Annotated in this window: 23 protein-coding genes; 4 read left to right on the top strand and 19 right to left on the bottom strand. The window is 61.6% G+C overall.

Annotation, left to right across the window (positions count from 1 at the left end):
* Positions 1 to 123: 123 nt before the first annotated feature.
* The gene (locus VEZ38_RS00435; RefSeq protein WP_324890812.1) at positions 124 to 1,542 is read right to left on the bottom strand and encodes a GGDEF domain-containing protein; all 1,419 of its coding nucleotides are present in this window, start codon (positions 1,540 to 1,542) and stop codon (positions 124 to 126) included.
* Positions 1,543 to 1,898: 356 nt separating this feature from the next.
* Between VEZ38_RS00435 and rpsD the strand changes: the two genes are divergently transcribed.
* The gene (gene rpsD / locus VEZ38_RS00430) at positions 1,899 to 2,498 is read left to right on the top strand and encodes a 30S ribosomal protein S4 (RefSeq protein WP_324890810.1); all 600 of its coding nucleotides are present in this window, start codon (positions 1,899 to 1,901) and stop codon (positions 2,496 to 2,498) included.
* A gap of 85 nt (positions 2,499 to 2,583) precedes the next feature.
* On the opposite strand, the gene tyrS is transcribed toward rpsD, so the two are convergent.
* Entirely contained in the window at positions 2,584 to 3,840 is a 1,257-nt protein-coding gene (tyrS, locus tag VEZ38_RS00425) for a tyrosine--tRNA ligase (RefSeq protein ID WP_324890808.1), read from the bottom strand.
* Between the two features lie 138 nt (positions 3,841 to 3,978).
* Here tyrS and VEZ38_RS00420 point away from each other — a divergent pair, with 138 nt between their 5' ends.
* A complete protein-coding gene (locus VEZ38_RS00420) occupies positions 3,979 to 7,056 on the top strand; it encodes a transglycosylase domain-containing protein (protein WP_324890806.1) in 3,078 nt (1,025 codons plus the stop codon).
* A 95-nt stretch (positions 7,057 to 7,151) separates the two neighbouring features.
* Here the strand turns inward: VEZ38_RS00420 and VEZ38_RS00415 are convergent, their stop codons facing one another.
* The 11 genes from VEZ38_RS00415 to VEZ38_RS00365 all read right to left on the bottom strand — a co-directional run bounded on the left by VEZ38_RS00415 (position 7,152) and on the right by VEZ38_RS00365 (position 17,189).
* A complete protein-coding gene (locus VEZ38_RS00415; RefSeq protein WP_324890804.1) occupies positions 7,152 to 7,853 on the bottom strand; it encodes a 5'-methylthioadenosine/adenosylhomocysteine nucleosidase in 702 nt (233 codons plus the stop codon).
* Between the two features lie 37 nt (positions 7,854 to 7,890).
* Complete coding sequence (ccpA, locus tag VEZ38_RS00410; protein ID WP_324890802.1) at positions 7,891 to 8,892, bottom strand: catabolite control protein A; 1,002 nt, start codon at positions 8,890 to 8,892, stop codon at positions 7,891 to 7,893.
* Positions 8,893 to 9,084: 192 nt separating this feature from the next.
* Positions 9,085 to 9,492, bottom strand: coding sequence for a hypothetical protein (locus tag VEZ38_RS00405; RefSeq protein ID WP_324890800.1), 408 nt, complete (start codon positions 9,490 to 9,492; stop codon positions 9,085 to 9,087).
* Positions 9,493 to 9,610: 118 nt separating this feature from the next.
* On the bottom strand, positions 9,611 to 10,144 hold the full coding sequence (locus tag VEZ38_RS00400) for a type 1 glutamine amidotransferase domain-containing protein (RefSeq protein WP_324890798.1): 534 nt from the start codon (positions 10,142 to 10,144) through the stop codon (positions 9,611 to 9,613).
* Positions 10,145 to 10,208: 64 nt separating this feature from the next.
* Positions 10,209 to 11,954, bottom strand: coding sequence for a phosphoenolpyruvate--protein phosphotransferase (ptsP, locus tag VEZ38_RS00395; protein WP_324890796.1), 1,746 nt, complete (start codon positions 11,952 to 11,954; stop codon positions 10,209 to 10,211).
* Positions 11,938 to 13,821, bottom strand: coding sequence for a glucose PTS transporter subunit IIA (locus tag VEZ38_RS00390; RefSeq protein ID WP_324890794.1), 1,884 nt, complete (start codon positions 13,819 to 13,821; stop codon positions 11,938 to 11,940). The genes ptsP and VEZ38_RS00390 overlap by 17 nt, the downstream gene beginning before the upstream one ends.
* A gap of 108 nt (positions 13,822 to 13,929) precedes the next feature.
* A complete protein-coding gene (locus tag VEZ38_RS00385; protein WP_324890791.1) occupies positions 13,930 to 14,595 on the bottom strand; it encodes a hypothetical protein in 666 nt (221 codons plus the stop codon).
* 121 nt (positions 14,596 to 14,716) lie between these two features.
* Positions 14,717 to 15,142 carry a CoA-binding protein gene (locus tag VEZ38_RS00380; RefSeq protein ID WP_324890789.1) on the bottom strand — a complete coding sequence of 142 codons (426 nt, stop codon included), beginning with the start codon at positions 15,140 to 15,142 and terminating at the stop codon, positions 14,717 to 14,719.
* Between the two features lie 12 nt (positions 15,143 to 15,154).
* Positions 15,155 to 16,444: a 3-phosphoshikimate 1-carboxyvinyltransferase gene (aroA, locus tag VEZ38_RS00375; protein WP_324890787.1), complete on the bottom strand. Its 1,290-nt coding sequence runs from the start codon at positions 16,442 to 16,444 to the stop codon at positions 15,155 to 15,157.
* A 17-nt stretch (positions 16,445 to 16,461) separates the two neighbouring features.
* Complete coding sequence (locus tag VEZ38_RS00370) at positions 16,462 to 16,830, bottom strand: CrcB family protein (RefSeq protein ID WP_324890784.1); 369 nt, start codon at positions 16,828 to 16,830, stop codon at positions 16,462 to 16,464.
* Complete coding sequence (locus VEZ38_RS00365; RefSeq protein ID WP_324890782.1) at positions 16,827 to 17,189, bottom strand: fluoride efflux transporter FluC; 363 nt, start codon at positions 17,187 to 17,189, stop codon at positions 16,827 to 16,829. The genes VEZ38_RS00370 and VEZ38_RS00365 overlap by 4 nt, the downstream gene beginning before the upstream one ends.
* Before the next feature lie 105 nt (positions 17,190 to 17,294).
* Here VEZ38_RS00365 and VEZ38_RS00360 point away from each other — a divergent pair, with 105 nt between their 5' ends.
* Positions 17,295 to 17,597 carry a rhodanese-like domain-containing protein gene (locus VEZ38_RS00360; protein WP_324890780.1) on the top strand — a complete coding sequence of 101 codons (303 nt, stop codon included), beginning with the start codon at positions 17,295 to 17,297 and terminating at the stop codon, positions 17,595 to 17,597.
* A gap of 6 nt (positions 17,598 to 17,603) precedes the next feature.
* Here VEZ38_RS00360 and VEZ38_RS00355 read toward each other — a convergent pair whose 3' ends face one another.
* The 6 genes from VEZ38_RS00355 to VEZ38_RS00330 form a co-directional block, all read right to left on the bottom strand.
* A complete protein-coding gene (locus VEZ38_RS00355) occupies positions 17,604 to 18,125 on the bottom strand; it encodes a shikimate kinase (protein WP_324890778.1) in 522 nt (173 codons plus the stop codon).
* Positions 18,126 to 18,243: 118 nt separating this feature from the next.
* The gene (gene gndA / locus VEZ38_RS00350; protein WP_324890776.1) at positions 18,244 to 19,653 is read right to left on the bottom strand and encodes an NADP-dependent phosphogluconate dehydrogenase; all 1,410 of its coding nucleotides are present in this window, start codon (positions 19,651 to 19,653) and stop codon (positions 18,244 to 18,246) included.
* Positions 19,650 to 20,417, bottom strand: coding sequence for an SDR family oxidoreductase (locus VEZ38_RS00345; RefSeq protein ID WP_324890774.1), 768 nt, complete (start codon positions 20,415 to 20,417; stop codon positions 19,650 to 19,652). The genes gndA and VEZ38_RS00345 overlap by 4 nt, the downstream gene beginning before the upstream one ends.
* Positions 20,418 to 20,432: 15 nt before the next feature.
* A complete protein-coding gene (locus VEZ38_RS00340) occupies positions 20,433 to 21,971 on the bottom strand; it encodes a gluconokinase (protein WP_324890772.1) in 1,539 nt (512 codons plus the stop codon).
* Positions 21,968 to 23,245 carry a DUF362 domain-containing protein gene (locus tag VEZ38_RS00335; protein ID WP_324890770.1) on the bottom strand — a complete coding sequence of 426 codons (1,278 nt, stop codon included), beginning with the start codon at positions 23,243 to 23,245 and terminating at the stop codon, positions 21,968 to 21,970. Before VEZ38_RS00335 ends, VEZ38_RS00340 begins: the two co-directional genes overlap by 4 nt.
* A 24-nt stretch (positions 23,246 to 23,269) precedes the next feature.
* Positions 23,270 to 24,778: a tagaturonate epimerase family protein gene (locus VEZ38_RS00330; protein WP_324890768.1), complete on the bottom strand. Its 1,509-nt coding sequence runs from the start codon at positions 24,776 to 24,778 to the stop codon at positions 23,270 to 23,272.
* A gap of 151 nt (positions 24,779 to 24,929) precedes the next feature.
* Between VEZ38_RS00330 and VEZ38_RS00325 the strand changes: the two genes are divergently transcribed.
* The gene (locus VEZ38_RS00325; RefSeq protein ID WP_324890766.1) at positions 24,930 to 25,931 is read left to right on the top strand and encodes a LacI family DNA-binding transcriptional regulator; all 1,002 of its coding nucleotides are present in this window, start codon (positions 24,930 to 24,932) and stop codon (positions 25,929 to 25,931) included.
* The last annotated feature ends 233 nt before the right edge of the window (positions 25,932 to 26,164 follow it).

Below are 26,164 nucleotides of genomic sequence, written 5' to 3'. Positions count from 1 at the left end.
ATACTGGACAATTGTAGCATAGCCGTTTTCTTCGGAACAACTCGCGGGGGCGGCGAGCCCGAGGCGATCCTCGGCGCGAAAGAGCCGCCCCCGGAGCGACTTCGCTCGATGGGACGGCTCTCCTTACCCTATGCAGTATTGGTTTTTCCCGTTGTGCTTCGCCGAGTACAACGCCATATCCGCCTTGTAAAACAGCGATTCGACGCTGATTTTTTCGTCGCTCCGGCTCCACTCCGCGATGCCGCACGAGACGGTCACCTGCGGATCGGTTTCCGCTTCGACTCGGCTGCGAATGCGCTCGGCGACGCGCTCGGTTTGCTCGAGCGTCAGCTGAGGGAGGTAAATCGCCAGCTCCTCCCCGCCCCACCGCGCCGCGATATCGGTATCTCGGATGCAGGAGCGCACGATGCCGCTCACCTGCTTTAAAATTTGATCGCCGATCTGGTGGCCGTACGTGTCGTTCACTTGCTTGAAGTTGTCGATATCGACGACGATGAGCGACCCGCGGACATCCTTCGCCTGCATCGAGTGCACTTGTTCATCCAAGTACCTTCGCGCGTATAACCCCGTCAAGTTGTCCGTGATGACCATCCGGTTCAACTCGGCGTGCAGCTGCGCCTTCATGATCGCAAGGCCGATATGTCCCGCGAGCAGCAATAACAGCTTATAATTTTCATAGGTAAAATAACTAGGCTGCGAGTGCGTCACCAGTACGGCGCCGACGACCTCCTCGTTTACGAGGATCGGGGCGGCGATGAGCGAACGGGAGCCCGTGGAATGCATGAGCTTCGACTCGACTCTGGAATTCGCGGCGTAGTCGGACACGATGACCGGTTCCTTCGTTCGATGCAGCAGCCCCGCGAAGCCGTAGTCGAGCTCGAAGATGTCGCTCAGCATCTCCGTCATATTGGTCGCTTGCACGCGGAACGTCCGCGTCTTGCGGTCGAGCTCCAAGATGCAGGCGAAGTCCGCTCGGAACACCTCGATCAATTCCTGGCAAGCGTATTGAAATATTTCGGAGACGCGCAGACTTTGATTCAGCCGCTTCGTAATTTCGTTGATCAGCCGCAGCTCCGTCACGAGCAAATTCGACTGTTCGTACAGCTTCGCGTTCTCGAACGCCGCACCGGCGGTTTCGCCGATGCCGACCAGCAGGTCGATCTGCTCGGGACCGAGCGGGCTCCCGCTTGCGCGAACCTCCAGCACGCCGTACACGCCCTGCTTACCGATCAACGGCACGGCGGCGGCGAAAGCCGGCAGGCCGGACGCGTCCGCTCCCTCCGCGGGATGGCCCAGCGCAGGTTTGCCTTCCATGAAGGCGCGGGTGCAAAGATCGTTGCCGTCGTGCCGGAACACCAACGGCAGTACCGACGGATCGGTAGGCGCCGTATCTTGAGACATATATACTTGGGAGACGGCTTCCGGGAAATGTCCCTTCAGCGAGGTCACGATATGCTTTAACACGCCGTCCGTCGTCTGCTGCAAAAACAACGATCGGCTTAAATCGAACATCGAACGATAAAAGCTCTCGGAACCGCCCATCCTCCCCGCCTCCTTGCCTACTGCTTCTCTCTAAAATGTATATCGGTTATTACTCTCAATATTGTACTATATTTTTTTGGCTCGTTACATTTTTGGGGGGAAAATCCGCCCTTTTTGGCGGCGTTGATTTTTCCTTGACAGCGCCTGGTCTACTCACGTAAAATGTATAGTCGAGTACGTAAATCGGACCCCTTCGCGATACCCTCCTGAACGCCTTTTCGAGCCAGCGGCTGAACTTGCTCGAGAAGCGCATCGCAAGATGCCCGCGAACAGGCGCAAGACGGTTCCGCTTGCGGAATCCATCAGCTAACGCGAAACCTACAATATTTTCATCGGACAAAGGAGCAACTCAACCTATGGCACGTTATACCGGACCCAAATTCAAATTGAGCCGCCGACTCGGCATTTCTCTTAGCGGCACAGGCAAAGAACTGAAGCGTCCGTTCCCTCCGGGACAGCACGGCCCCGGCCAGCGCAAGAAAGTCAGCGGCTACGGCGTACAATTGATGGAGAAGCAAAAGCTGCGCCATATGTACGGCCTTAACGAGAAGCAATTCGCGAACCTGTTCGAGAAGGCTTCGAAGATGCAGGGCATCACGGGCGAGAACTTCATGGTCTTGCTCGAAAGCCGTTTGGACAACCTCGTCTACCGCCTCGGCTTCGCGCATTCCCGCGCAGGCGCCCGCCAGCTCGTGTCCCACGGTCACGTGACGGTGAACGGCAAGAAGGTCGACGTAGCGTCTTATCTCGTGCAGACGGGCGACGTCATCGGCCTTCGCGAGAGAAGCCGCGGCCTCGCGTCCGTGAAGGAAGCGATCGCGAACCGCAACTTCCTGCCGAACTACCTCGAGTTCAACGAAGCCGCCGTCGAAGGCAAGTTCGCTCGCCTTCCGGAGCGTTCCGAGCTCCCGCAAGAAATCGACGAGAAGCAAATCGTCGAGTTCTACAGCCGTTAATCAACAACCGGCCTGCATGCGCAGGCCGGTTTTTTTACGCCTTCATGCAAAGAACGGCCCGCGCGGTTGCGCGGGCCGTTCTTCCTTATCGCGTGCGAAGCCGTACGAATTTCCGCTTGCCTACTTGCATAATGTCGCCGTCCCGAACGACGAGCAAAGCGTTCGGATCGCTCAGCTTCTCCTCGTTCAGCTTCACGCCGCCGCCCTGGACGGTGCGTCTCGCCTCGGCGCCGGACGGCTGCAGGCCGCTCGCCACGAGAAGCTTGACAAGCCGGATCGCCCCGTCCTCGAGCTCCTCCGCCGGCACGACGTAATCCTCGATATCGTCCGGCAGCGCCCGCTGCTGGAACACCGTGACGAAATGCTGCTCCGCTTCCTGCGCCGCGGCTTCGCCGTGATACATGCGGACGATCGTCGCCGCCAGCCGCATCTTCGCGTCGCGCGGGTGGACCGCGCCGTCCGCGAGCCCTTGGCGCAGCGCGTCCACCTCTTCCATCGGCACGTCCGTGACCAGCTCGTAATATTTCACCATCAGCTCGTCCGGGATGCTCATCGCCTTGCCGTACATTTCTTTCGGCGCTTCGCTGATACCGATGTAGTTGCCGAGGCTCTTGCTCATCTTTTGGACGCCGTCCAGCCCTTCGAGCAGCGGCGTCATGATCGTCACCTGCGGCTCCTTGCCGTACTCCTTCTGAAGCGTCCGCCCCATGAGCAGGTTAAACTTCTGATCGGTGCCGCCGAGCTCGATATCCGACTCGAGCGCCACGGAATCGTACCCCTGCATCAACGGGTAGAAAAATTCATGAATCGAGATCGGCTGCCCGTTCGTATAACGCTTCGTAAAGTCCTCCCGTTCGAGCATGCGAGCCACCGTCACCTTCGCGGACAGCGAGACGACGTCTGCGAACGTGAGCGGCGCGAGCCATTCGGAGTTATATACGATTTCGGTTTTATCGGGATCCAATATTTTGCCGAGCTGCTCGCGGTACGTCGCCGCATTGCGCTTGACGTCTTCGTCCGTCAGCTGCTTGCGCGTTTCCGACTTGCCCGTCGGATCCCCGATGCGGCCCGTGAAATCGCCGATTAAGAGCTGTACGCGGTGCCCCAAGTCTTGGAACTGACGCAGCTTCTGCATCACGACGGTATGTCCGATATGGATGTCCGGCGCCGTCGGGTCGAGCCCGAGTTTTACTTTCAGCGGCGTTCCGGTCGAGACGGAACGGGCCAGCTTCTGCCGCAATTCGTCCTCCGGCACGATCTCCGCGACCCCTCGCTTGATGCGCGCCAGCTGCCGCTCTACCTCCGCCTTCTGGGCGTCGGTTAATTCGATTGCCTTGTCCATGCTCGCGATCAACTCCCTTTACAATCTCCAATATATAGCATATCAAGCGAGTCGAGTCAACACGAAGACAATCGAACGGTGACCTCCCTTGCCGGACTATGTTATAATGTGGATGGAAATTGGGGAGGTACATCATACATGCCTGATACGAAAGAGAACGCAACCGCCGCCGACCCGGCCGAATCGAGGGCGCCGAAGAAGCGAAAACGAATGCCGATCGCCGCGAAGATCGCGCTGTCTACGGCCAAATGGGCCGTGCTGCTCGGCATCGTCGGCGCGGCGACCGCCGGCGCGGCGGTCGCCGGCTACGTCTCCGCGCTCGTGCGCGACGACGAGGTCCGCAGCCGCGAAACGATCGTGCAAGCGATGCAGCACAATACCGAAACCGGCTTCGTCTACTTTCGGGACGGTACGGTCATCGGGCAGCTCCGCACCGAAGAGGACCGCCGCCTGATCGAGTACGAGGAAATCCCTCAGATCGTGAAAGACGCCGTCCTCGCGACCGAAGACGAGGAATTTTTCAACCATATCGGCATCGACTTGACCAGCTTGCTGCGGGCCGTAAAGCAGAAGGTGCTCAACGAAGACGTCCAGACGGGCGGCAGCACGATTACGCAGCAGGTCGCGCGCCGCGTCTTCCTGAGCCTCGATCGGACCGACAGCCGGAAATTCAAGGAAATTTTTCTAGCGCTGCGGCTGGAGCGATTCATGACCAAGGAAGAAATTTTAGCCGCGTACTTAAACAAAATTCCGTTCGGCAACGGATCTTCCGGGTATAACCTTTACGGAATTAAAGCCGCCGCGACCGGGATCTTCAACAAAAACCTGGACGAGCTGAACATCGCGCAGGCCGCCTACTTGGCGGGCTTGCCGCAGTCTCCCTCCACGTATTCGGCGTTCACGGGCAAGGGCGAGTTCGACGAGGAAGGCTTCCGGGAAGCGAGGAAGCGCCAAGAGCTCGTGCTGCATCATATGAAGCGCGTCGGGAAAATTACCGAAGCGCAATATCAAGAAGCGCTCGCCTTCGATATCCGGGGGAGCCTCGCGAAGCCGAGTCAGAAAGCTTACTCGACGTACCCGTATTTGATGCTCGAAGCCGAACGCCAAGCGGCGGAAGTGCTTCTGCGGCAAAGCAACCCGGAGCTCGGGCCCGCGGATTTCCGCAAGCCGGAGTATCAAGAAGCCGTAGAGGACGCGCGGGAGGCTCTTCTTCGCGGAGGGTACAAGATTTATACGACCATCGACAAAGCGGTCTACGAAGCGATGCATCGGATTTCCGAAAATCCGGAGCTGTTTACGGCCGACCATGAGAAGAAAGGCGTCGAACAAGTCGGCGGCATCCTGCTCGACAACGATACCGGGGCGATCCTCGGCATGATCGAGGGACGGGACTTCTACCTGGAGCAGTTGAATCATGCGACGCAGATGCAGCGGCAGCCGGGCTCGGCGATGAAGCCGATCGCGGCGTACTTGCCGGCGCTCGAATCCGGCGCGATTCAACCGGGCGACGTTATCGACGACGTGCCGATCATCTTGCCCGACGGCACGAAAGGCGTCCATATTCCGAAAAATCACAACGGCAAATACCATGGCTTGTTAACGGCGAGGGAAGCGCTGAACCAGTCTTGGAACATCCCCGCGATCAAGCTGTTTTTGTACGACGTGACCATCGAGAAGGCGTGGGAATTTTCCAAGAAGCTCGGCATTACTTCGCTGACGGACAGCGACTACCACGCTCAGACCGGCGTCATCGGCGGCCTGCAGTACGGCGTCTCGGTCGAGGAGCTCACCAACGCCTATTCCGCCATCGCGAACCGCGGGGTGTATGTAGACTCGTACTTTATCGAGAAGATTACGGACTCGAACGACAATGTCGTCTACGAGCATCAACCGCAGCCCGAGCGCGTCTTTTCGGAGCAGACGGCTTATTTGATGACCGACATGCTGCGGACGGTCATTACGAACGGGACCGCGACGAGGGTGAAAAGCCGATTCGAGCACGAGGATAAGGTGCCGATCGTCGGCAAGACCGGGACGACGTCCGACAACTACGACCTTTGGTTCGTCGGTTATTCGCCAGACGTCACGCTGGGCGTATGGATCGGGTACGATCAGCCGTCTACGCTGACGGACGCGAACCGCGCGAAGTACGTTTGGGCCGACGTCATGAACGAGCTCGTCGAGTCGACGCCAGATTTATTCGTTACGCCGGCGTTCGAGAAGCCGGAGGGCATCGTGTCCAAGACCGTGTCGGCCGTATCCGGCATGCTGCCGAGCGAAATTGTGACCCAAGAGAAGCTGACGGTCACCGACATCTTTAACCGGGAATTCATCCCGACCCAGCAGGACGACGTGCTTGCGCTTGCCGACGTCGTTATCGTCGACGGGAAGGCGTACGCGCCGCAGCCGGGCACCCCGCCGGATATGATCCGTAAGATGCGCGTCGTCCGCCGGGAGGAGCCGATCAGCGATTTAATGAAGCGCATCGAAGAAGCGTTGGCGAAGCTGCCTGCGAATAACCGCAGACCGCTGGAATCGTACCGACCGACGGACGGGTACGGCGACGCCCCGACGGAGGTCGACCCGCGGCAGGAGAACGGCATCCCGCCGGCCCCGCCCCCTTGGGTACAATTGGCCGACACGGCCGACGGCGTCCGCGTCTCCTTCGGAGCGAGCTACAATGCCGACGTAGCCGGATACCGCGTATACCGTTCCATCGACGGCGGGCCGTTCCTGCCGTTGCCGAACAAGACGGTGCTGACGGGCGGCGAGCTCGCTTTCACCGATCAAGCGAGCAAGGACCGAATTTACGGGTATTATTTGACGGCGGTCGATATCGCGGGAAGAGAATCCGAGCCGAGCCAAACCGTCTTTAACGGCGAGCCGTTCCCGATACCTCCTCCGGAGGAGGAGCCTCAGGAGACGGGCGACGTCTCCCCGCCGCAGCCGCCCGGGACGCCGCTCGTGACGGAGCGCGATCTCGGCGTTCGCGTCGCGTGGAGCCCGAGCCCGGAGGAGGAGGGCGTGGAGACGTACCATATTTATTACGCCCCCGCCCAGGAGGGACCGTACAAACGAATCGGAAGCTCGCGCAGCTCCGAATTCGAATATATAACGTTAACCTCTGAAGGCTGGTATCGCATAACCGCGGTCAACCCTGCGGGCGAATCCGAGCCGACCGCCGCCGTCCACTTCAAGCCGAAGGCGCCGGAGTAACCTACGCCGCACCGAAGAAGGCGCATGAACAGAAAGGAGCCGTCCCCAGTCGTTCGAGACGACGAGGACGGCTCCTTTTTCCATACGAATTCGTCTTACAGCACACCCAGCATACGCTCCACGATCGCCGCCGAACGCTCTGCCGCAAGCTTCGTAAATTCGGGAAAGTTGACGTGCGCGGAACCGTCGGCCTTGTCCGACATGGAACGCAGCACGACGAACGGCGTACCGTTCATGCGGCATACTTGCGCGACGGCGGCGCCTTCCATCTCTACGCATGCGCCTTGGTGATCCCGGTGCAAGGAAGCGACAGACTCCCGGCTCGCGACGAATTGATCGCCGGAGAGGATGCGGCCGGCCCTTGTCAATCCAGGGTATAGGCTCTCCCCTGCGGCCAGGGCGGCCTCCACAAGCGACGGCTCCGCCTGGAAGGTCGATTCCTCCGCGTACGGGATGACGCCCTTCGCAAAGCCGAGCGGCGTGACGTCCATGTCGTGCTGCAGGCAATCCGTCGAGACGACGATGTCTCCGATGTTCAGCTCCGGATGCACCGCGCCGGCGACGCCGGTGAAGATGACCGCTTCGACGCCGAACGTATCGATCAGCAGTTGGGTGCATACGGCTGCGTTCACTTTGCCGACGCCGCATTTGCACACGATGACGCGCTTGCCGTTCCATTCCCCTTCGCGGAACCGAATGCCCGCTTTCACCGTCTCGACCGCGTCCTCCATGCGGAGCAAGAACCGCTCCACCTCTTCGTCCATCGCGCCGATTACGCCTAACGTACGATATTCCACGTGCCGTATACCTCCGCGTCAAAAAAAATAGGGCTCATTAGACATGAGCCACGGACTTGCGCATGATGGTCTCGTGCGGCAAAACTACGACCGGATTCGAAACCGGTTCTTTCTTCATCAGCTTCGTGAGCAGCCGCATCGATACCGCGCCGATGTCGTACATCGGCTGAGCGACCGTCGACAGCTGCGGACGGACCATCGAAGCCATACGAACGTTGTCGACGGACATGACGGCGATATCCTCGGGCACGCGCAGTCCGGCGTCTTGAATCGCATGAATGGCGCCGATCGCCATCTCGTCGGTCGCGGCGAACATCGCCGTCGGACGATCCTCGAGCTGAAGGAAGTACTCCATCGTATCGAGTCCCGCTTCGTATCGGTAGTTGCCAACACGCACATGGGATTCCCGGAACGGAATGCCCGCCTCCTCGATCGCGCGCTTATAGCCCTGATACCGGGCGAAGCCGTTGGACGGGTCTTGCAGGTTGCCGCTGATCATGCCGATGTTGCGGTGGCCGTGCTCGATCAATACTTTCACGGCGTCATAAGCCGCGGCTTCGTGATCGATATCGACGGACGGAATGACGCGGTTCGCATCGGTCGTCGCGCATAAGACGATCGGCACCGAGGTGCGGAACGCTTCGATATGCTCGTCCGTTACGACGCCGCCCATAAACAACAAGCCGTCGACTTGTTTCTCGAGCAACGTATTGATCACTCGGATTTCTTTGTCTTTCTTCTTGTCCGAGTTGCAAAGGATCATATTGTAATGGTACATATTCGCGATATCTTCGATGCCCCGTACGACCTCGGAATACATCGTATTCGAAATGTCCGGAATGACGACGCCGACCGTGGTCGTCTTCTTGCTGGCCAGTCCGCGGGCTACCGCATTCGGGCGGTACCCGAGCCGTTCGATCGCTTCGAATACTTTCTTCCGGGTTTGCGGCTTGACGTTCGGGTTGTTGTTCACAACGCGCGACACCGTCGCCATCGATACTCCGGCTTCCCGAGCCACGTCGTAAATTGTCACTGTCACGAGCATTCTCTCCAATAATAAATATTTGTAGATATGAACAGCGGGTAGTAGACCAATCCTCGGCAAGGCGGAAATACGGATATAATTATTAATGATACGACAAATTTTTACTTTACGCAACGACCGCCCCCCGCGCGCAAAAAACAAGAGCCTCCGGCACAGGTCCGGAGGCGGGAAAGGTCGTATTCCGAATTACGTCGCGATGCTGCCTTTCGCGATTTGCGACAGCCGATCGCGGATTTCCTCCGACCACGGTTCGTCGCCGAGCGATTGCGCAAGCAGCAGCAAATCAAGCAGCTGATTGACGCGCTCCTTCACGATTTGCTCCACCGGAACGTTCGCGCGCTCTTTCTTCGTCACTTCGTGAAGCAAGAACGCCACTTCGTTCGATTCGTTGAATCGAATTTCCTGTTTTTCCGGATTGCGGCCCAGTCGCCGAATCAAGGAGCTGAGTTCATGCTTGACGTCCTGCAGCACTTCGCTGCGATCGCAGCCGCCGCAGGAATAAATCGGAACGTTTTCAATTTTTACTTTGTTCGAAAAGATCACCGTACGTAGCCGAATGGACATCGAATGCCCGCAGACGCAATATTTCTCCAAACCGAGCCCTCCTAAGAGCCGTGGCAAGATCGTTCGCGCGTTTGTGCCTCTTTACGTATTCGAGGCGCGGCGCGAGACTCCTTCCGCGTTGCCGTTAGAAGTTCTTGGAACTCGGGGGTTACGCGCGTGCGCCCGCGGCCAGCGCATCGCAGAACGCCTTCGCGTATGGCGGCAGATCGGGCGGACGGCGGCTCGACACGAGATGGCCGTCGACGACGACCGGCTCGTCATGCCAGACGGCTCCGGCGTTCTCCATATCGTCGCGGATGCCGGGTGTCGACGTCACGTTCCGCCCGTTCAAAATTTTCGCCGAAATAAGCACCCATCCGGCATGGCAAATTTGGCCGATCGGCTTGCGCGACGCGTCCATGCGGCGCACCATCTCGAGCACCTGCGGATACCGGCGCAGCTTGTCCGGCGCCCAGCCGCCGGGCACCAAGAGGCCGTCGAACGCATCGATGTCGACCTCGTCGAAGGAGACGTCCGACGCGGCGGGCACTCCGTATTTCCCGGTATAGACATGCCCTTTCTTCGCGCCGGCGACGACGACCTCCGCTCCCTCTTCCCGTACCCGATAGATCGGGTACCACAGCTCCAAATCCTCGAATTCCTCGTCGACAAGGCTCAACACTTTCATTCCCGCCAACCGCATGTCGATCATTCCTTCCTTTTTCTCGTAGAAAATGTTTCCGGCCCCGGCAAGCGGTTCCGGCCTCCTATGCTTCCACTCCGCTCGCGGCGAACCGCTCCAGCGTTTCCTTCACGTCGGCGCTCGTGCGCAGCCTCGACAGCTCCGTCCATAAGGAGGCGGACTCCGCCGAGGACGAGCGCAGCAATTCGCTCTTCAGCGGCAGTACCAGACCGCCGGCCATGCTGAGCTCCCGCACGCCGAGCGCCAGCCAAATCGGCAGCGCCAGCGGATCGCCGGCCAGCTCGCCGCAAACGCTGACGCCGATCCCCGTCTGCTTCGCGGCGGCGACGGTCGTCTGTACCATGCGGATCACCGCGGGATGGTACGGATCGTACAGGTGCGCGACATGCTCGTTCAGACGATCCGCCGCAAGCACGTACTGGGTGAGGTCGTTCGTGCCGATGCTGAAGAAGTCGACCTCGCCTGCCAGCAGATCGGCGATAATCGCAGCCGCCGGCACCTCGACCATCATGCCTACGCGCATATGATCGTCGAACGGGACGCGCTCCGCCCGAAGCTCGGCCCGCGCCTCGTCGAAAATCCGCTTTGCCGCCCGAAATTGCTCCACCGATTGAATCATCGGAAACAACACGCGCACCGTACCGCAGGCCCCCGCTCGCAAAATCGCGCGAAGCTGCGTCTTGAACGGGCCGGGCTGCACAAGCGAGATGCGGATCGAGCGGAACCCGAGGACCGGGTTCTCCTCCTCGGGCGGTTCCATGTAGTCCAGCTGCTTATCGCCTCCGACGTCGAGCGTCCGAATCGTGAGCGGCTTGCCCTCGAGCAGCGACGCCGCCTGGCAATAGATCTCGTACTGCTCCTGCTCGGTCGGGAACGTCTCCCGATCCATATAAATAAATTCCGTCCGAAACAGTCCGACTCCTTCCGCCCCGCCTTCGAGCGCCGATTCCAAATCCCGAAGCGAAGCGATGTTGGCGAACAACGACATCGGCACGCCGTCCCTCGTCGCGCTCGGCACCGTGACGAGCGATTGCAGCCGCTCCCGCACGCGCACCTGCGACAGGCGCAGCTCTTCGTACCGCGCCCGTTCCGCATCGGTCGGATGCACGATTACGATGCCGGCTTTGCCGTCGATAATGAGCGCATCCCCGGTGTGGATCGGCTCGGGCAGCTTGCCCTCGAGGCCGAGCACCAACGGAATGTTGAGCGCCCTGGCCATAATCGCGGTATGCGAGGTGCTGCCCCCCGCGAGCGTGACGATCCCGAGCACATGGTTCGGATTCAGATGCACGAGCTGAGAGGGCGATACCTCCTTCGCGACAAGGATGAACGGCTTATTATCCGTCGGCAGTTTGACGTCCGGCGAACCGATCAGATGCTTCAGCAGCCGGTTCCCCACATCCTTGATGTCAAGCGCCCGTTCCTTCATATATTGATCGTCCAGCAGGTCGAACATGTTGACGAATTTGTCGATGACTTCCTTCACCGCCACCTCCGCCGCCTTATACTGCCGCTGAATAATGCCTTGGATTTCGTTCATGAACACCGGATCGTCGAGAATGGCGAGATGCGCGTCGAAAATGTTTGACTCCTGCTCCCCGATATAGCCGGAAATCTCTTGTTTGATCGATGCAATCTCTAGCTTCGAGTGCCGGATTCCTTCGTAAAGCCGCTCGAACTCGGCGGCCAGATCGGTCACGTCCTTCTTGTTCTCGGTTACGTCCCACTCCCAATGCGGAAGAACGAACGCCTTGCCGATCGCAATGCCTGTCGAGGCTCCCGTTCCTTGTATGCTACGCGCGGTTGACATCGGTAGGATCCTCCTTTAGCGTGACTGACATAACGGACGCTTGACCCTTGCGAACGGCTTTGAACGGCGCATAGCTCCACGCCTTCACGCGTTCCGAATTGGTGATGACCATCGGGGTGGCGACCGATTTGGCATGCTTGCGAAGTCTGCCGAGATCGAACGAGATCAACAATTGGCCGGGCTGTACCGTTTCCCCTTCCCGTACATGCGCTTCGAACGCGCCCTCCACCTGTGACGAGTCGATCCCGATGTGCAGCAGCACCTCGAGTCCTTCCGCGGTCGCGAGGCCGATGGCATGCGCCGTCGGAAACAAGTGCGTCACCTTGCCGGCGGCCGGAGCGAGAAGCTCCCCGCGCTCCGGCAGGAACGCGACGCCGTCGCCGACGATCTTCGCGGCGAACACCGGGTCCGACACTTCCTCCAGCGGAATCATCCGGCCCGCCACGGGGGCGCGGAACAAGACGACCCGAGGATCCTTCCGCATCGTCTTTACGATCTCTTCCCGGATCAGTTCGGAGAACGTGCCGAACACGACCTGCACGTTGCCCCCGCCTAAGGTGATGACGCCGGCCGCGCCCAAGTGGCGCAGCGTCGCTACGTCCATCTCGCGATCGTTGGCGAGCGTCAGCCTCAGCCGCGTGATGCAGGCTTCGATCCGAACGATATTTTCTTTCCCGCCGAGCGCCTGCAGAATGAGCGGCGCCCGATACGGGATATCGCCGGCCCAGTCGTCGAGGGCGGAGCCCTCCTCTCGGCCCGGGGTCGGAATTTGAAAGCGGCGGATCGCCCACCGAAACAGCACATAATATAATGCGCCGTAGGCAAGGCCGATCGGCAGGAGCATCCATCCGTTCGTCGACAAATGATAATTCAGCAAGTAATCGATCGCTCCCGCGGAGAACGCGAAACCGTGGTGGATGTCGAGCGCGTAGGTGATCCACATCGAAATGCCGGAGAGCAGCGCATGGACGACGAACAAATACGGCGCGACAAACAAAAACGCGAATTCGATCGGCTCCGTAACGCCCGTAAGGAAAGAGGACAACGCCGCGGTCAGGAACGTCGCCTTTACTTTCGGCTTTAAGTCCTCGCGGGCTTCGTGGATAATCGCGAAAGCGATTGCAGGCAGCGCAAACATCATCGTCGGGTACAACCCGGCCATAAAGATGCCCGCGGACGGATCCCCCGTAAAAAATCGAGGCAAATCCCCGTTCACGATGCTGCCGTCCCAGCGCTCGTACGTCCCCGTCTGGAACCAGACGATATTATTCAGAATGTAATGCAGGCCCGAAGGAACGAGCAGTCGGTGCATCATGCCGTACAGGAACGTTCCGAAGCCCCCCATGCCGAGCAGCAGGCCGCTCAGGTCTCGAAGCCCCGTCTGCACATACGGCCCGATCTGAACGACCAAGAAAGAAAACAGGAACGAAGCGAAGCACATAATGAGCAGGACGAATCTCGGACCGCCGAAAAATTGTATGTATTCGGGAAATTGAATTTCCTTGAATTTATGAAATAATACCGCGGACATAATGCCGATTACGATTCCGCTCGTCACCCCGAGCTCAAAACCGGCCGGGATGAAAAATTGCGTCACTCGGTCGTAAACGAAATAACCGACTAACGCCGACATGCCCGCGATGCCGGCGCTTTCCGACAACCCGAGCGCGACGCCGACGGCGAAAATATACGGTAAATAGGTAAAGACGGTCATTCCCGCGTAAGTGAGCAAATCGCCGAATTGTGTCCAGCCGAGCGCTTCCCAAGGGAATGCGCCGAGCCGAAGCAGGATCGCGGCGGCGGGAAGCGCAATCATCGGCATCATCAACGACCTGCCGAATTGCTGTAACAGCCCCATCCAATTCACGCATCGATCCCCCTCTCGTCTATCGTTATGGTAATGAACCGCTTGTCATTTGTCAAAGAAAAAACGGCGGACGTCTTTCGTCCGCCGTTCTTCTAGCGAGCCTTTGAACTAGAAATTGCGAAACGCGCCGAAGCCGCCTTGCTGTTGCGTAAATTGGCTTGTCGGCGTGTTTACGTTATAGGTGCCTTGCACGTTGTTGAGCGTGTTCATGCCTTGCGCTCGACCCGTCGAATACGTGCTGCCGCGAAGGCTGTCTTCGCGCAGGTACGCGTCATGGTCTTGACGATTGCCGACGTAGTTTTGCGTGTGGTAACGGTTCGTATTTTGGAACGAACCCATTTGCGCGTTGCTTACCGCGCCGCCGAACGAGGACGGACCGCGGTTCGATGCGTACGAGCTCGGGCTCGTGCTGTCCTCGCGGTACGAATCGTGGTTCGGCTGGCTGCCGATATAGCTGCTCGTGTGATAATTCGCCGCGTTCGCGCTCATGCCCGTCGGGGACAAGCTGTCTTCGCGCAGATACGAATCGTGGCTCGGTTGGTTGCCGTTATACGAACTCGTATGATACTGCTGCGAATTCGCGTTCATCCCGAAAGACGACGTCTGCTGCGGCTGATAAAAGGATTGCACGTTGCCCGTCGGTTGGAACGTCTTTTGCAGGCCGCGGTACTGGGACTGCACTTGCTGACCGAAGCCCTGCGGTTGGCCGAAGCTTTGCTGTTGCGAGAAGCCCTGTTGTTGCCCGAAGGAAGGTTGGTACGATGGATTGTACACGATTGAATTTCCTCCTCGATGTCTGTGGTCTTCCCCCGCGGGCGGCGCCTGCGCCCCGCCTTCGAACGAAGCCTCTTATATTGTGTCTACCGAGGAGCGAAATTATTTATGACGATCCGCCTTATTTTCGGTTCGGGCGCAGCACCGCGTCTTCCACTTTAATGCACCGGTCCATGATCACGTTCAGGCCGCCCCGCTGCGCGATGTCGGCCGCTTCTTCGCTTGCGATGCCGAGCTGCAGCCAGAGCGTCTTCGCCCGGATCGCGACCGCTTCCTTCGCCACCTCTGGCGTATGCTCCGCGCGTCGGAATACGTTGACGATGTCGACCGGCTCCGGTATGTCGGCCAACGACGCATACCCCTTTTGTCCCAGTACGTCCTCGCCCCGGGGATTGACCGGGATAATCCGGTAGCCGCGATGCATCATCGCCTCGGAAACCTCGTACGCCGGCCGATCGGGATTGTTCGTCAGCCCGACGACGGCGATCGCGCCCGCTTGCTCGAGCAGCGATTTAATGGTTTCTCTGTCCGGGTGTTCATATGCCATAGGTACTTCCCCCTATTCCAGTCGAATATCTGCGCCGAGCGACTTGAGATGATCGAAGAACTGCGGATACGATTTCGCTACGTGATGCGCGTCTCGGATGACGAGCCCTTCTTTGGAGCGAAGCCCGACGACGGACAACGCCATAATGACGCGATGGTCGTAGTGCGCGTCGATCACGACGCCGCCTTGGACGCCTTCCGGCTTGCCGTGGACGATGATTTCGTCCCGCTTCTCCTCGACGTTCGCGCCCGCCTTGCGGAGCTCCGTAAGGTAGTCTGTGATCCGATCGCATTCCTTATAACGCAAATTTTCGACGTTATAAAAGCGCGAAGTGCCCTCGGCGAAGACGGACGCCGCCACGCAGGCGAGCACCGCATCCGTAAATTCGTCGCCGTCGAACTCGACCGCCTGAAGCTTCCCGTTCCCCTGTACGCGCACAACGCCGTTCTCGTGGGTGAGCGGCGCTCCCATGGCGCGAATGACGTCGACCGCCTTGCGCTCCCCTTGCTTGCTATGTTCCAGCAGCCTGTGTACCGTCACGTCCGATTGCGTAACGGCCGCCGCGGCCAAAATCGCCGCGGAGCCCGGATAATCGCCTTGCACCGTATAGTCGGCCGTCCGGTACGATTGGCCGCCCGGGACGCGATAAAACATCAAGTCGTCGCTCGCTTCGACGACGATTCCTGCGTCGCGAAGCACCTCGAGCGTCTGTCCGACGACGATCTTCGATTTCAAATCGTGAAGCACGCGGATTTCGCTGTCTTCTCGCAGCAGCGGCGCAAGAAATAATAAGGAGCTTAGGAACTGCGACGATACGCTGCCGGAAACCTCGATGGCGCCGCCCTTCGGGTCTCCGCCGTACACGGTGATCGGCAGCTTCCCGCGATTATGGTCGATGCGCACGTTCATCGTCTGCAGCGCGGCGATCAAGTCGTCGTGGGGTCGCTTGCCGAGCGAATCGGGATATGTATTCACGAATGTGACTTCCGGAAGCAGCGACGCGATCGAAAGCAAGAACCGGAGCACCGCGCCCGCATTGCCCACATTCAGCTCCTTGGCAGGGTACGGATTCCGCCCGAAGCCGCGGATCGTCATTTCGTCCTCCGTTTCGGTCAGCTCCGCGCCCAAATCTTTCAAACAACGGCGAAGCGCGTCGCTGTCCTCGCTCCTGGCGGGGTAACGAATGCGGCTCAGCCCGTCGGCGAGCGCGGCGACCAGCATATACCGCGTCGTGTAATTTTTCGAAGATAACGCTTGGAGCTCGCCTTGCAGGCGGGCGGTCGGTTTCACGATTGCATCCATGAATATAATCTCCTCTCTTATCGTAGAGCGAATCCGCCGACGAGGGCGCCGGCGGCGGCCGCGGCGATCGACGCGGTGAACGTCAGCGCGACATAAGCGGCTGCCCGCCGCCGGCGGCCGGCGGCGGCAAGTTGCGCCGTCTCGAGCGCAAACGTAGAATACGTGGTAAAGCCTCCTAAAAACCCGGCCGTAAATGCTGCCGCCGCGATCGGAGGCGCGAAGCCCGCCGCCGCCGCCCAGCCGAGCAGGAACGAGCCGGCCCCGTTGACCGCGAGCGTATCGTACGGCATCCGGAACGTTGCCCGCCCGCGTCGCAGCAACGCCGCGCGAAGGACGGCGCCGATCGCGCCGCCGCAGGCGACGGCAAAGAGCGCGGCGGCGTTCAAGGGGCCCCCGCCCGCAAGCCGGCGCCGGCAAGCAGCGGGCCGGCGAGCGCGGATGCCGCGACGTACGCAGCAGCGGCGGCGGCGCGGCCGTCCGACAGCAGCGTCCATGCTTCCCAGCCGAACGCCGACATCGTCGTGAAGGCGCCGAGGAAGCCGGACGTCGCCGCTTGGTATGCCGCCGACGCGCTTCGATCGCCCCATCGGCCGAACGCGAATCCGAGCGCGAACGAGCCGGCCAGATTCGCGAGCAGCGTCGGCAGCGGAAACCCGCCGACCGTCACGCCGGCCATCGATAAACCGAGGAGCCATCTCGCCGAGGAGCCCGCCGCGCCGCCGACGGCGATCCACGCGTAACGCATCCGCGCACCTCCCATTTGACTTGAAAATTGTGCAGACGTAAGATGTTGGCAGACGCGGCGTTCATCCGTTCGCCGCCATCCGATATCCCGAAAGGAGCGTTGCGCTTGAACACCCGACGCACGATCGAACCGAGTGAACTGAAGAGACGCCTTGACGCCGGCGAGACCCTCCTGATCGTCGACGTACGAGAGGACGATGAGGTCGCCCAGGGCATGATCCCGGGCGCGAAACATATCGCGATGGGCACCATTCCGGATCGCCTGAGCGAAATCCCGACCGAAGGAGAAGTCGTTCTCGTCTGCCGCAGCGGCAACCGCAGCGGCCGCGTGTACGACTTTCTTGAAGCGCAAGGCTATGCGAACACGATCAACATGAACGGCGGCATGCTCGCCTGGGAAGCGCTCTAACGCGCTCTATCGCTTCGCCGCGCCTGCCCGTTCCAAGATCGTATCCACCGTCTCGCGCACGTTGCTTCGGGACGTGTCGATGACGAGCGGCGCGAAATCGTACGCGTTCTTCCGCTCCGCGAGGAGCCGATGAACGCGTTCTTCTTTATCGCCCGACAAGAGAGGTCGGTTCACGTCCCCGCGAAGCCGAACGAGCAGCGTTTCCGCAGGCGCGGTCAATGCGACGACGAGTCCGCCGCTTAGCATCGCTTCCCGATTCTCGGGGCGTAGCACGGCGCCGCCCCCGGTCGAGACGACCTGCTTCGTTCCCTTCAGTACGTCGGCCAATACGGCGGTCTCCGCGTCGCGGAAATACCGCTCCCCTCGTTCCTCGAACAACTCGGGAATACTCTTTCCTTCCCGGGCGACGAGGAGCTCGTCCGTGTCGACGAACCGCCAGCCGAGCCGGTCGGCGAGCGCTGCGCCCACCGTCGACTTCCCTGTCCCCATGAACCCGATCAAAATAATGTTGCGTTGGTTAGCGGTCACGCCTTGTACCCCGTCCCATTTTTTTCAACATCATAACATAAGCCGCCAAGTCGGAACAGTCCGAAAAAGGGAAAGCCAGCCGCTCGGTCCGAGTCGGCTGGCTTTCGTGGTCGAGCCGTTATTGCATCCACTCGAAGTGGAACGAACCTTCCTTGTCGACGCGCTCGAACGTGTGCGCGCCGAAGTAGTCGCGCTGCGCCTGCAGCAGGTTCGCCGGCAGCCGCGCCGTCCGGTACGAGTCGTAGTAAGCGAGCGCCGACGAGAACGACGGCGTCGGAATGCCGCGCGTAACCGCCGTCGCGACGACGCTCCGCCATGCGTCTTGGTACTTCTCGACTGCGCTCTTGAAATAGTCGTCGAGCAGCAGGTTTTTCAGTGCCGGGTTCCGGTTGTAGGCGTCCGTTATGTTTTGCAGGAACTGCGCGCGGATGATGCAGCCGCCGCGGAAAATTTTCGCGATTTCCCCGTACTGCAAATTCCACCCGTAATGCTCCGACGCCGCGCGCATCTGCGCGAAGCCTTGCGCGTACGAGCAAATTTTGCTCGCGTACAGCGCCCGGCGCACCTGCTCGATGAACTCGGCCTTGTCCGGCGTCGGCTGCGTCCCCGTCGGTCCGCTCAGCCGCTCGCTCGCCTCGACGCGCTCCGCCTTCATCGAAGAGAGGAACCGCGCGAAGACGGACTCTGTAATGATCGACAGCGGCACGCCGAGATCTAACGCGCTCGCGCTCGTCCATTTGCCCGTGCCCTTCTGCCCCGCCGTGTCCTGGATGATGTCCACCATCGGCAGGCCCGTCTCCGGGTCCTTCTTCCGGAAGATGTCCGCCGTAATTTCGATGAGGTAGCTGTCCAGCTCCCCGCGATTCCACTCTGCGAACGTCGTGTGCAGCTCCTCGGCGGACAAGCCGAGCACGTCCTTCAGCAACTGATACGCTTCGCAGATGAGCTGCATGTCGCCGTACTCGATGCCGTTATGCACCATCTTGACGTAGTGCCCGGCGCCGCCCGGCCCGATGTACGTGCAGCACGGCTCGCCGTTCACGTGCGCGGATATGGCTTCGAAGATCGGGCCGACGAGCTCGTACGCGTCCTTCGGGCCGCCCGGCATAATCGCCGGCCCCTTGAGCGCGCCCTCCTCGCCGCCGGACACGCCGGTGCCGATGAAGCGAAAGCCCTTCGCGGTAAGCTCCTGCTCGCGGCGCTGCGTATCCGGGAAATAGGCGTTGCCGCCGTCGATGAGAATGTCGCCCGGATCGAGGTGCGGCAGCAGCGACTCGATCGTCTTATCCGTCGGCTCGCCCGCTTTAACCATGATCATAATTTTGCGCGGCGTCTCGAGCCGGGTGACGAATTCCTCGACGCTGTAAGCGCCGACGAGATTTTTGCCTTCGGCTTCCTGGATGAGCTCCTTCGTCTTCTCCGGGGACCGGTTGTAGACGGCTACCGAGAACCCCTTGCTTTCCATGTTGAGGGCGAGGTTTTTCCCCATGACCGCGAGGCCGACGACGCCGATCTGTTGTTTCTTCATATCGTCATCGCTCCGAATCCGCCGTCGACGCGCAGGAACGTGCCGGTCACGAAGCCCGACGCTTTCTCCGACGCCAGATACACCGCCGCGCCCTGCAGTTCTTCGGGCGTTCCGAACCGGTTCATCGGCGTGTGTCCCATGATGCTCTTGATGCGATCCTCGGAGAGAATCTTGCGGTTTTGCTCGGCCGGGAAGAAGCCCGGGATAATGCCGTTGACGCGAATGTTGTGCGGCGCGAACTCGCGCGCGAGAAATTGCGTGACGGAATTGACGCCCGCCTTGGAAGCGGAGTACGTGAACACGCGGGAGAGCGGCGGACCGGACGAGACGGACGAGATGTTGACGATGCTGCCGCCGCGGCCTTGGTCGATCATGCGCCTCCCGAACACTTGGCAGGCGAGCACGACGCTCTTCAGGTTCACGTCCATAATGCCGTCCCATTCTTCTTCGGTAATGTCGAAGAACGGCGTCGCGCTGTTGCGGCCCGGGCAGTTCATCAGGATGTCTACCCCGCCGCTCCAAGCGACGATTTCGTCAAGAATGTGGGAGAGGTCTTCCTTGCTCGTCGCGTCGGCTTGGAATACCGCGGCGTCGCCGCCGGCCGCCGCGATCCGTTCGCGCGCCGCTTCGGACGTCTCCGCGTTTCGGCCGACGACGGCGACCTTCGCGCCGTACGCGCCGAGCGCTTCGCCCATGACGGAGCCGAGCGTGCTGTTGCCGCCGATGATGACGGCGGTTTTGCCGGACAAATCGAATAAGTTCATATCGGGTTTAGCCTCCTATTTCGTTTGGAAATCGACGATGCGCTTGAACGGGTCGACGAGCCTAGGGTACAGCTCGCTGTAGATGCCGAACAGCTCGTCGTACGCCGCGCGCGTCGCCGGGTTCGGCTCGTGCGTATGCGATGCGGTCGACCAGCCGCGGCACGGCTCGAAGTCGCGCCAGTCGCCGAGCGCGACGCGGCCGAGCGCCGCCGCGCCAAGCGCGGAGCTTTCGATCGCGTCCGGCACGGTCAGCGGCGCGCCAAGAATGTCGGCGATCGTCTGGCGCCAAAACGGCGACCGCGCGAAGCCGCCCGAAGCGACGATCTTGCCGGGTTTGCCGGCCGCGTCCGCGACCGCTTCGGCGACGGAGCGCACGGCGTAGCCGACGCCCTCGAGCGCGGCCCGCACCATATGCGGCTTGCCGTGCGCAAGCGAGAGACCGAAGTAGACGCCGCGCACGTCGGCGTTCCAGTACGGCGCCCGCTCGCCCGCGAACAGCGGCAGCAGGATAAGGCCGTCGCTGCCGGCGGGCGCGGTTTGCGCGAGCTCGGTCAGCCGCTCGTACGGATCGACGCCCGCGGCGCGCGCTTCGTCCGCTTCCTTCGTGGCGAGGTGGTCGCGCACCCAGCGGAACAGGGCGCCGCCGTTGTTGATCGCGCCGCCGACGACCCACTTGTCGTCGGTCAGCGCGTAGCAGAACGTCCGTCCGGTCGCGTCGGTGCGCGGCGCATCGACGATAGCGCGCACCGCGCCGCTCGTGCCGATCGTCACGGCGAATTTGTCGCTCTCGAGCGCGCCCGCGCCGACGTTCGCGAGCACGCCGTCGGACGCGCCGACGACGACCGGCGTGCCGGGCGCGAGGCCGAGCCGCTCGGCGGTCGCGCTCGGCAGCCCCTCGAGGACGTGCGTCGTCGAGACGAGCGCCGGCAAGCGGGAGGCGTCGACGCCCGCAGCGGCGAGCGACGGCGCGTGCCAGTCGCGCGTCGCAAGCGAAAACAAACCGGTGGCGCTGGCGATCGAATGGTCGACGACGAGCTCCGCGTGCGGGAACCATTTTCCGAGGACGTATTCTTTAATGCCGACGAACTTCCGCGCTTTGCCGAACGTGTCCGGGTCGAGGTCTTTCAGCCACATGAGCTTCAGCAGCGGCGACATCGGGTGAATCGGCGTGCCGGTGGCGGCGTAGATCGCTTGCGCGTCGGTTTGTTGCTTCAGGACGTCGACGTAGGCGGCCGCGCGGTTGTCGGCCCACGTGATCGACGGCGTGAGCGGCGCGCCTTCGCGATCGAGCGCGATGAGGCTGTGCATCGCCGCGCTGAAGACGACGCAGCGGATGTCGTCCGGCCGGATGTCCGCTTTGGCGACGGCGGCGCGGACGGCTTCGGCGACCGCCCGCTCGATCTCGTCCGGGTCCTGCTCCGCCCGGCCCGGCGCCGGCGTGTGAAGCGGATATTCGACGGACAGCGACGCGCGGACGACGCCGTTCTCGTCGACGACCACCGCCTTCGTGCTCGTCGTGCCAATGTCCGCGGCTACGATGTAAGGCTTCGTCATTTGGTGAGATACCCCTCGCTGTCGAACGTCCAATGATAAGGCGCCTCGGAGACGATCTCGATGTCAGGGTGATTCCGTGCTTCCTCGATCAGCGCTTCGGAAATTTCGATCTCGCCGAGGTGCAGCGTGTCCTTAATGCGCACGAGCCGGCAAGCGGCGAAGTCGAGCACGTTGCACGTCTTCACGGCCGCCTTGATCGCGAGCTCGTCGCTCTCGAGCGTCGTCGCGAGCTTCGTCGGCGCGCAGACGGTCGACGTCAGGCCGTTGAGGTACGTCGCGGTGAAATCCATCTTGTCCGCGAGCCGCCGCGTCGTAAAGTCGGCCGTGCCGACGCCGTTCGCGTTGCCCTTCGATTCTTTGGTCACGTCGAGCACGACCATCTTGTTCACGTCCGGCCCCCCAGACGCGTACGGCGTCGGGTAGCGGCCCGTCACGTTCGGGTCCATGCCATCGCCGCTGATGTTTTTGCCGATGTAGTCGATCACGAGCACGTCGATTTGGTCGAACAGCAGCTTCGGCATGCGCGATTTGGCCATTTTCTGAAGCTCGATCTCCCGCTCGTGCACGCGCTCCGCCGGCAGCACCTCGACGTGGCACGTCTCGTCGTACGCGTTTTCGACGGTCGCGACGCCGAAGACGATCGGCAGCTTCTTCATCATGAGCGTCGCCATCTCCGGCACGAACTCCGCCATGTATTTGAAGCCGAGCTGATGGCACGCCTCCGCGCCCTTCTGCTTGCCGAGGCCGATCGCGATCATCTTCATGATGCCGCTCTCGATCGGGCCGCGGAACGCCGTGTGCGGCTTGACGCGGTTGATGACGACGATCGCGTCGGCCGTCGAGGCGATTTTATCGACGTATACCGGCAGGCCGTTCGCGAGGCGGTCGATTTGCACGACCTCCATGGAAGACTCGATAGGCGCCCCCATCGACGCCTCGTCGACGCCGAGATGCCGCAGCACCTCGGCCTGCCCCTCCGCCGTCGCGCCGCCGTGGCTGCCCATGCACGGCACGATGAACGGCTCGGCGCCCGCCGCCTTGATCGCGTCGATCGTCGCCTTCGTGAGCCCCGCGATGTTCGCGACGCCCCGGCTGCCGACGGCGACCGCGACGCGCTGCCCCGGCCGGATGCGGTCGATCGCGCCGGGCTTCTTGAGTTCTTCGCGCAGGGCGCCCACCGGGTCGTCGAGCTTCGACGGGTCGAACTTCTGCTTAATGCGCACGACCGGCGGGATCGGAATCGGGCGCAGCATGTCTCGAATCATATCGCTCATGGGAATGTCCCCTCTCGCGGATCGTTATTTGTTCAGCAGTTCGAGGTGCTTGCCGATGTGCGCGATGAGTCCCGCCTCGTAGGCGTCTTCGTTCGCGCGCAGCGTCGCGTAAAATTCGTCCTTGAACAGCGAGGCGCCGTTCTCGTCCTTCGCCGTCAACAAGATGCCGTACGTAATATGGATCAGCTGCCGCGCGTTGTCTTCGTTCATATACTCCGGCAGCTCCGCGTCGGACACCTCGCCCAGCGGCTTGATTTTCGTGAAATCCGCCGACACGTGGTAATATTTGAGCGCCTCCTCGACGTGCGCAGCCGCGTAGGCGTGCATCCGGCGGTACAGCGACGGGTTGACGCGGGCGACGGCGCGCACCGCCTCGAGCCAGTTCGTGCCGGCCGTCTTCAAGTGGAAGCGGCCCTTCGTGTACCGCGCGACGAGCGGGAAGACGCTGAACTTGTCGCTGCCCGAGTGAACGCTTAGTTTGTAACCGAAATAATCGCAGATGGCGGCGTGGACGGCGAGCTCCTTTTCGAACTGGGCCAGGTCTCCGATGTAATCGATGCCCTTCTGGAACTCTCCGCAAAAGCGCGGCGCCATGCTGTACACCTCGACGCCCTCGCGCTTCAGCTCGCTTGCGACGAACCAATGCGCCGCCGGATCGGTCGGCGTCGCCGTCTCGTCGATCGAAATTTCGAAGTCGATCGGCCTGCCGGCCGGCTCGATATATTTGCGGTAGATGTCGACCATGAACGCGATCGCCTTGCCGTAGACGAGCGCGTACCGCTTCAGCGCGTCGCTGCTTAGCTCGAGCGTCGCGCCAGGGATTTCGAACGCTTGATTCGCATATTCCGCTTCGAGACGGCTGCGGTAGCCTGCGTCCAGCTCCGACTCGTACCGGCGCTCGATCTCGTCTTGATTCGCCGCGCCCGCCGCGTTGTCGATATGTTCCGACGCGTCCAGCGTCAGCATCGAGAAGCCGAGCCGCAGCGCGTATTCGATGTCGGCCGTCGTCTTCAGGTGGTCGCCGTCGGCGCCCCAGCCGTCCTTATACCCTTCTTGGAAAACGGCGTACGACGCCGCATCCAGCACATCCTCGTACGTACGTCCGGTTAGCGTCAGCTCGCGGATGCTCTGCTGCGCGAGGATCGGACGGACGTCGCGGCCGCGCGTCGTCTGGATGTGACCCGGCGACGCCAGTCCGAGCCGGTCGCCGAGGCCGATCGTCGCCGTCTGCGTGCCGATCGCGCGCGGACGCGTATAATCGAACGCTTCGTTCAGCGCGAGCCGGTTGGCGTGCGTGAGCGGGCAGAGCTTATAAGCGACGCCTTCCTCCGTCCGCTCCGCGCCTTCGAGCGCGTTGTACAACGCCCCGCCGCCGACCGCGAGCAGCTTGCGCTCGCCGCCGTCCTTTACCATCGCGACCCGGTCCCCGCCTCGCTCCGCCGCCGATGCCGCATAGACGCCTTCCAAGCCTTCGAGCGATGAACCCTTCGCAAGCGCCGCCGCCGCTGTCGCTGTATTCGTTGCCGTTCCCATTGCGTACGTCCCTCCATAATAACAACGTTGTTATTTTTTTGCCTGCGTCTATCATATGTTGAAAATTAAGTTTCATCAATGCTATTTTTTCAGTATACTAAAAAAATAACAACGTTTGCATTTTTGCGATCGCGAGGAGGCCGCGTCCGGCATGAACGTCACCATCAAAGATATCGCCCGGCTGGCGGGCGTCAGCTACTCCACCGTTTCGAAGGCGCTGAACGGCAGCCCGCTCGTGAAGTCGGAGACGCGCGACCGCATCGTCGAGCTCGCCGAGCAGCTCGGCTACGAGCCGAACCTGGCCGCGAAGAGCCTCGTCTCGCGGCGCAGCATGACGGTCGGCGTGCTGCTTCCATCGCTCGAACGCGTCGCGCTCTCGGCGCTCGTCGGCCGCATCAACGACGCATTGGCGGATCGCGGATACGAGGTCATCCTGTCGATCCTGCCCCCGACATCGGCCGTTCGGCTGTTTCAGCGGCTGCAGGTCGACGGGATCATCGTCTTCGAGGACATTACGCCGGAAGCGGCGCACGTCGAGCCCGTCTCGACCGACATCCCGGTCGTCTCGATCGGCGTCTCGCACCTCGTCGGTTCGCGCTTCGCCGTCGTCGACGTGCGCCGCAAGGAGGCGCTGCGCGCGGCCGTCACGTACCTCGCCGGGCTCGGCCATACGCGCATCGCCTATATCGGCGATGCCCGCGAATCCGACGCCAAGCAGCAGGAGAAGGTCGCCGGCTTTACGGAGGGCGCGTTCGCCTGCGGGCTGTCGTCCGCCGACGCGATCGTGCTGAACTCGGACGGCAACACGTGGCGGCACGGCTTCGAGGCGGGCCGGCGGCTTTTGTCGCTCGACCGTCGCCCGACCGCCGTCATCACCGGCGCCTACGACGTCACCGCCGGGCTGCTGCGCGCCGCGCTCGACGGCGGGCTCCATGTGCCGAACGACCTGTCGCTCGTCAGCTACGACCATATTCCGCAGCTCGCCGAGCTCGACGTTCCGGTGACGGCCGTCGGCGCGCCGGTCGACCGGTTCGCCGAGCGCATCGCCGAGGCGCTGCTCGAGCTGCTCGCGGCCGACGGCCCGGCCCGGCGCGAGTCGCTCCTCGACGCCGTGCTCGAGGAGCGCGCCTCCGCGCGGCGTCTCGGCGGCTGAGCCGCCGGCGCCCCTTCCGCTGCTGCAGCGAAAAACCTTTCAGTACAGCGGCGGTTTCCGCCGCTTTCCCGCCCACTTACCGGAGTTCTCCGCTAACTCGCACCATTTCCACCGCTTTCCCGCCCACTTACCGGAGTTCTCCGCTAACTCCCCCGGTTTCCGCCGCTTTCCCGCCGCGTTACCGGAGTTCTCCGCTAACTTGCCCGGTTTCCGCCGCTTTCCCGCCCACTTAC

Origin of the sequence: Paenibacillus sp., assembly GCF_035645235.1 — a bacterium.
Lineage (GTDB): Bacteria > Bacillota > Bacilli > Paenibacillales > YIM-B00363 > Paenibacillus_AE.
Note: the sequence above shows the minus strand (reverse complement) of the source record. Positions and strands in the feature narration are given on the sequence as shown.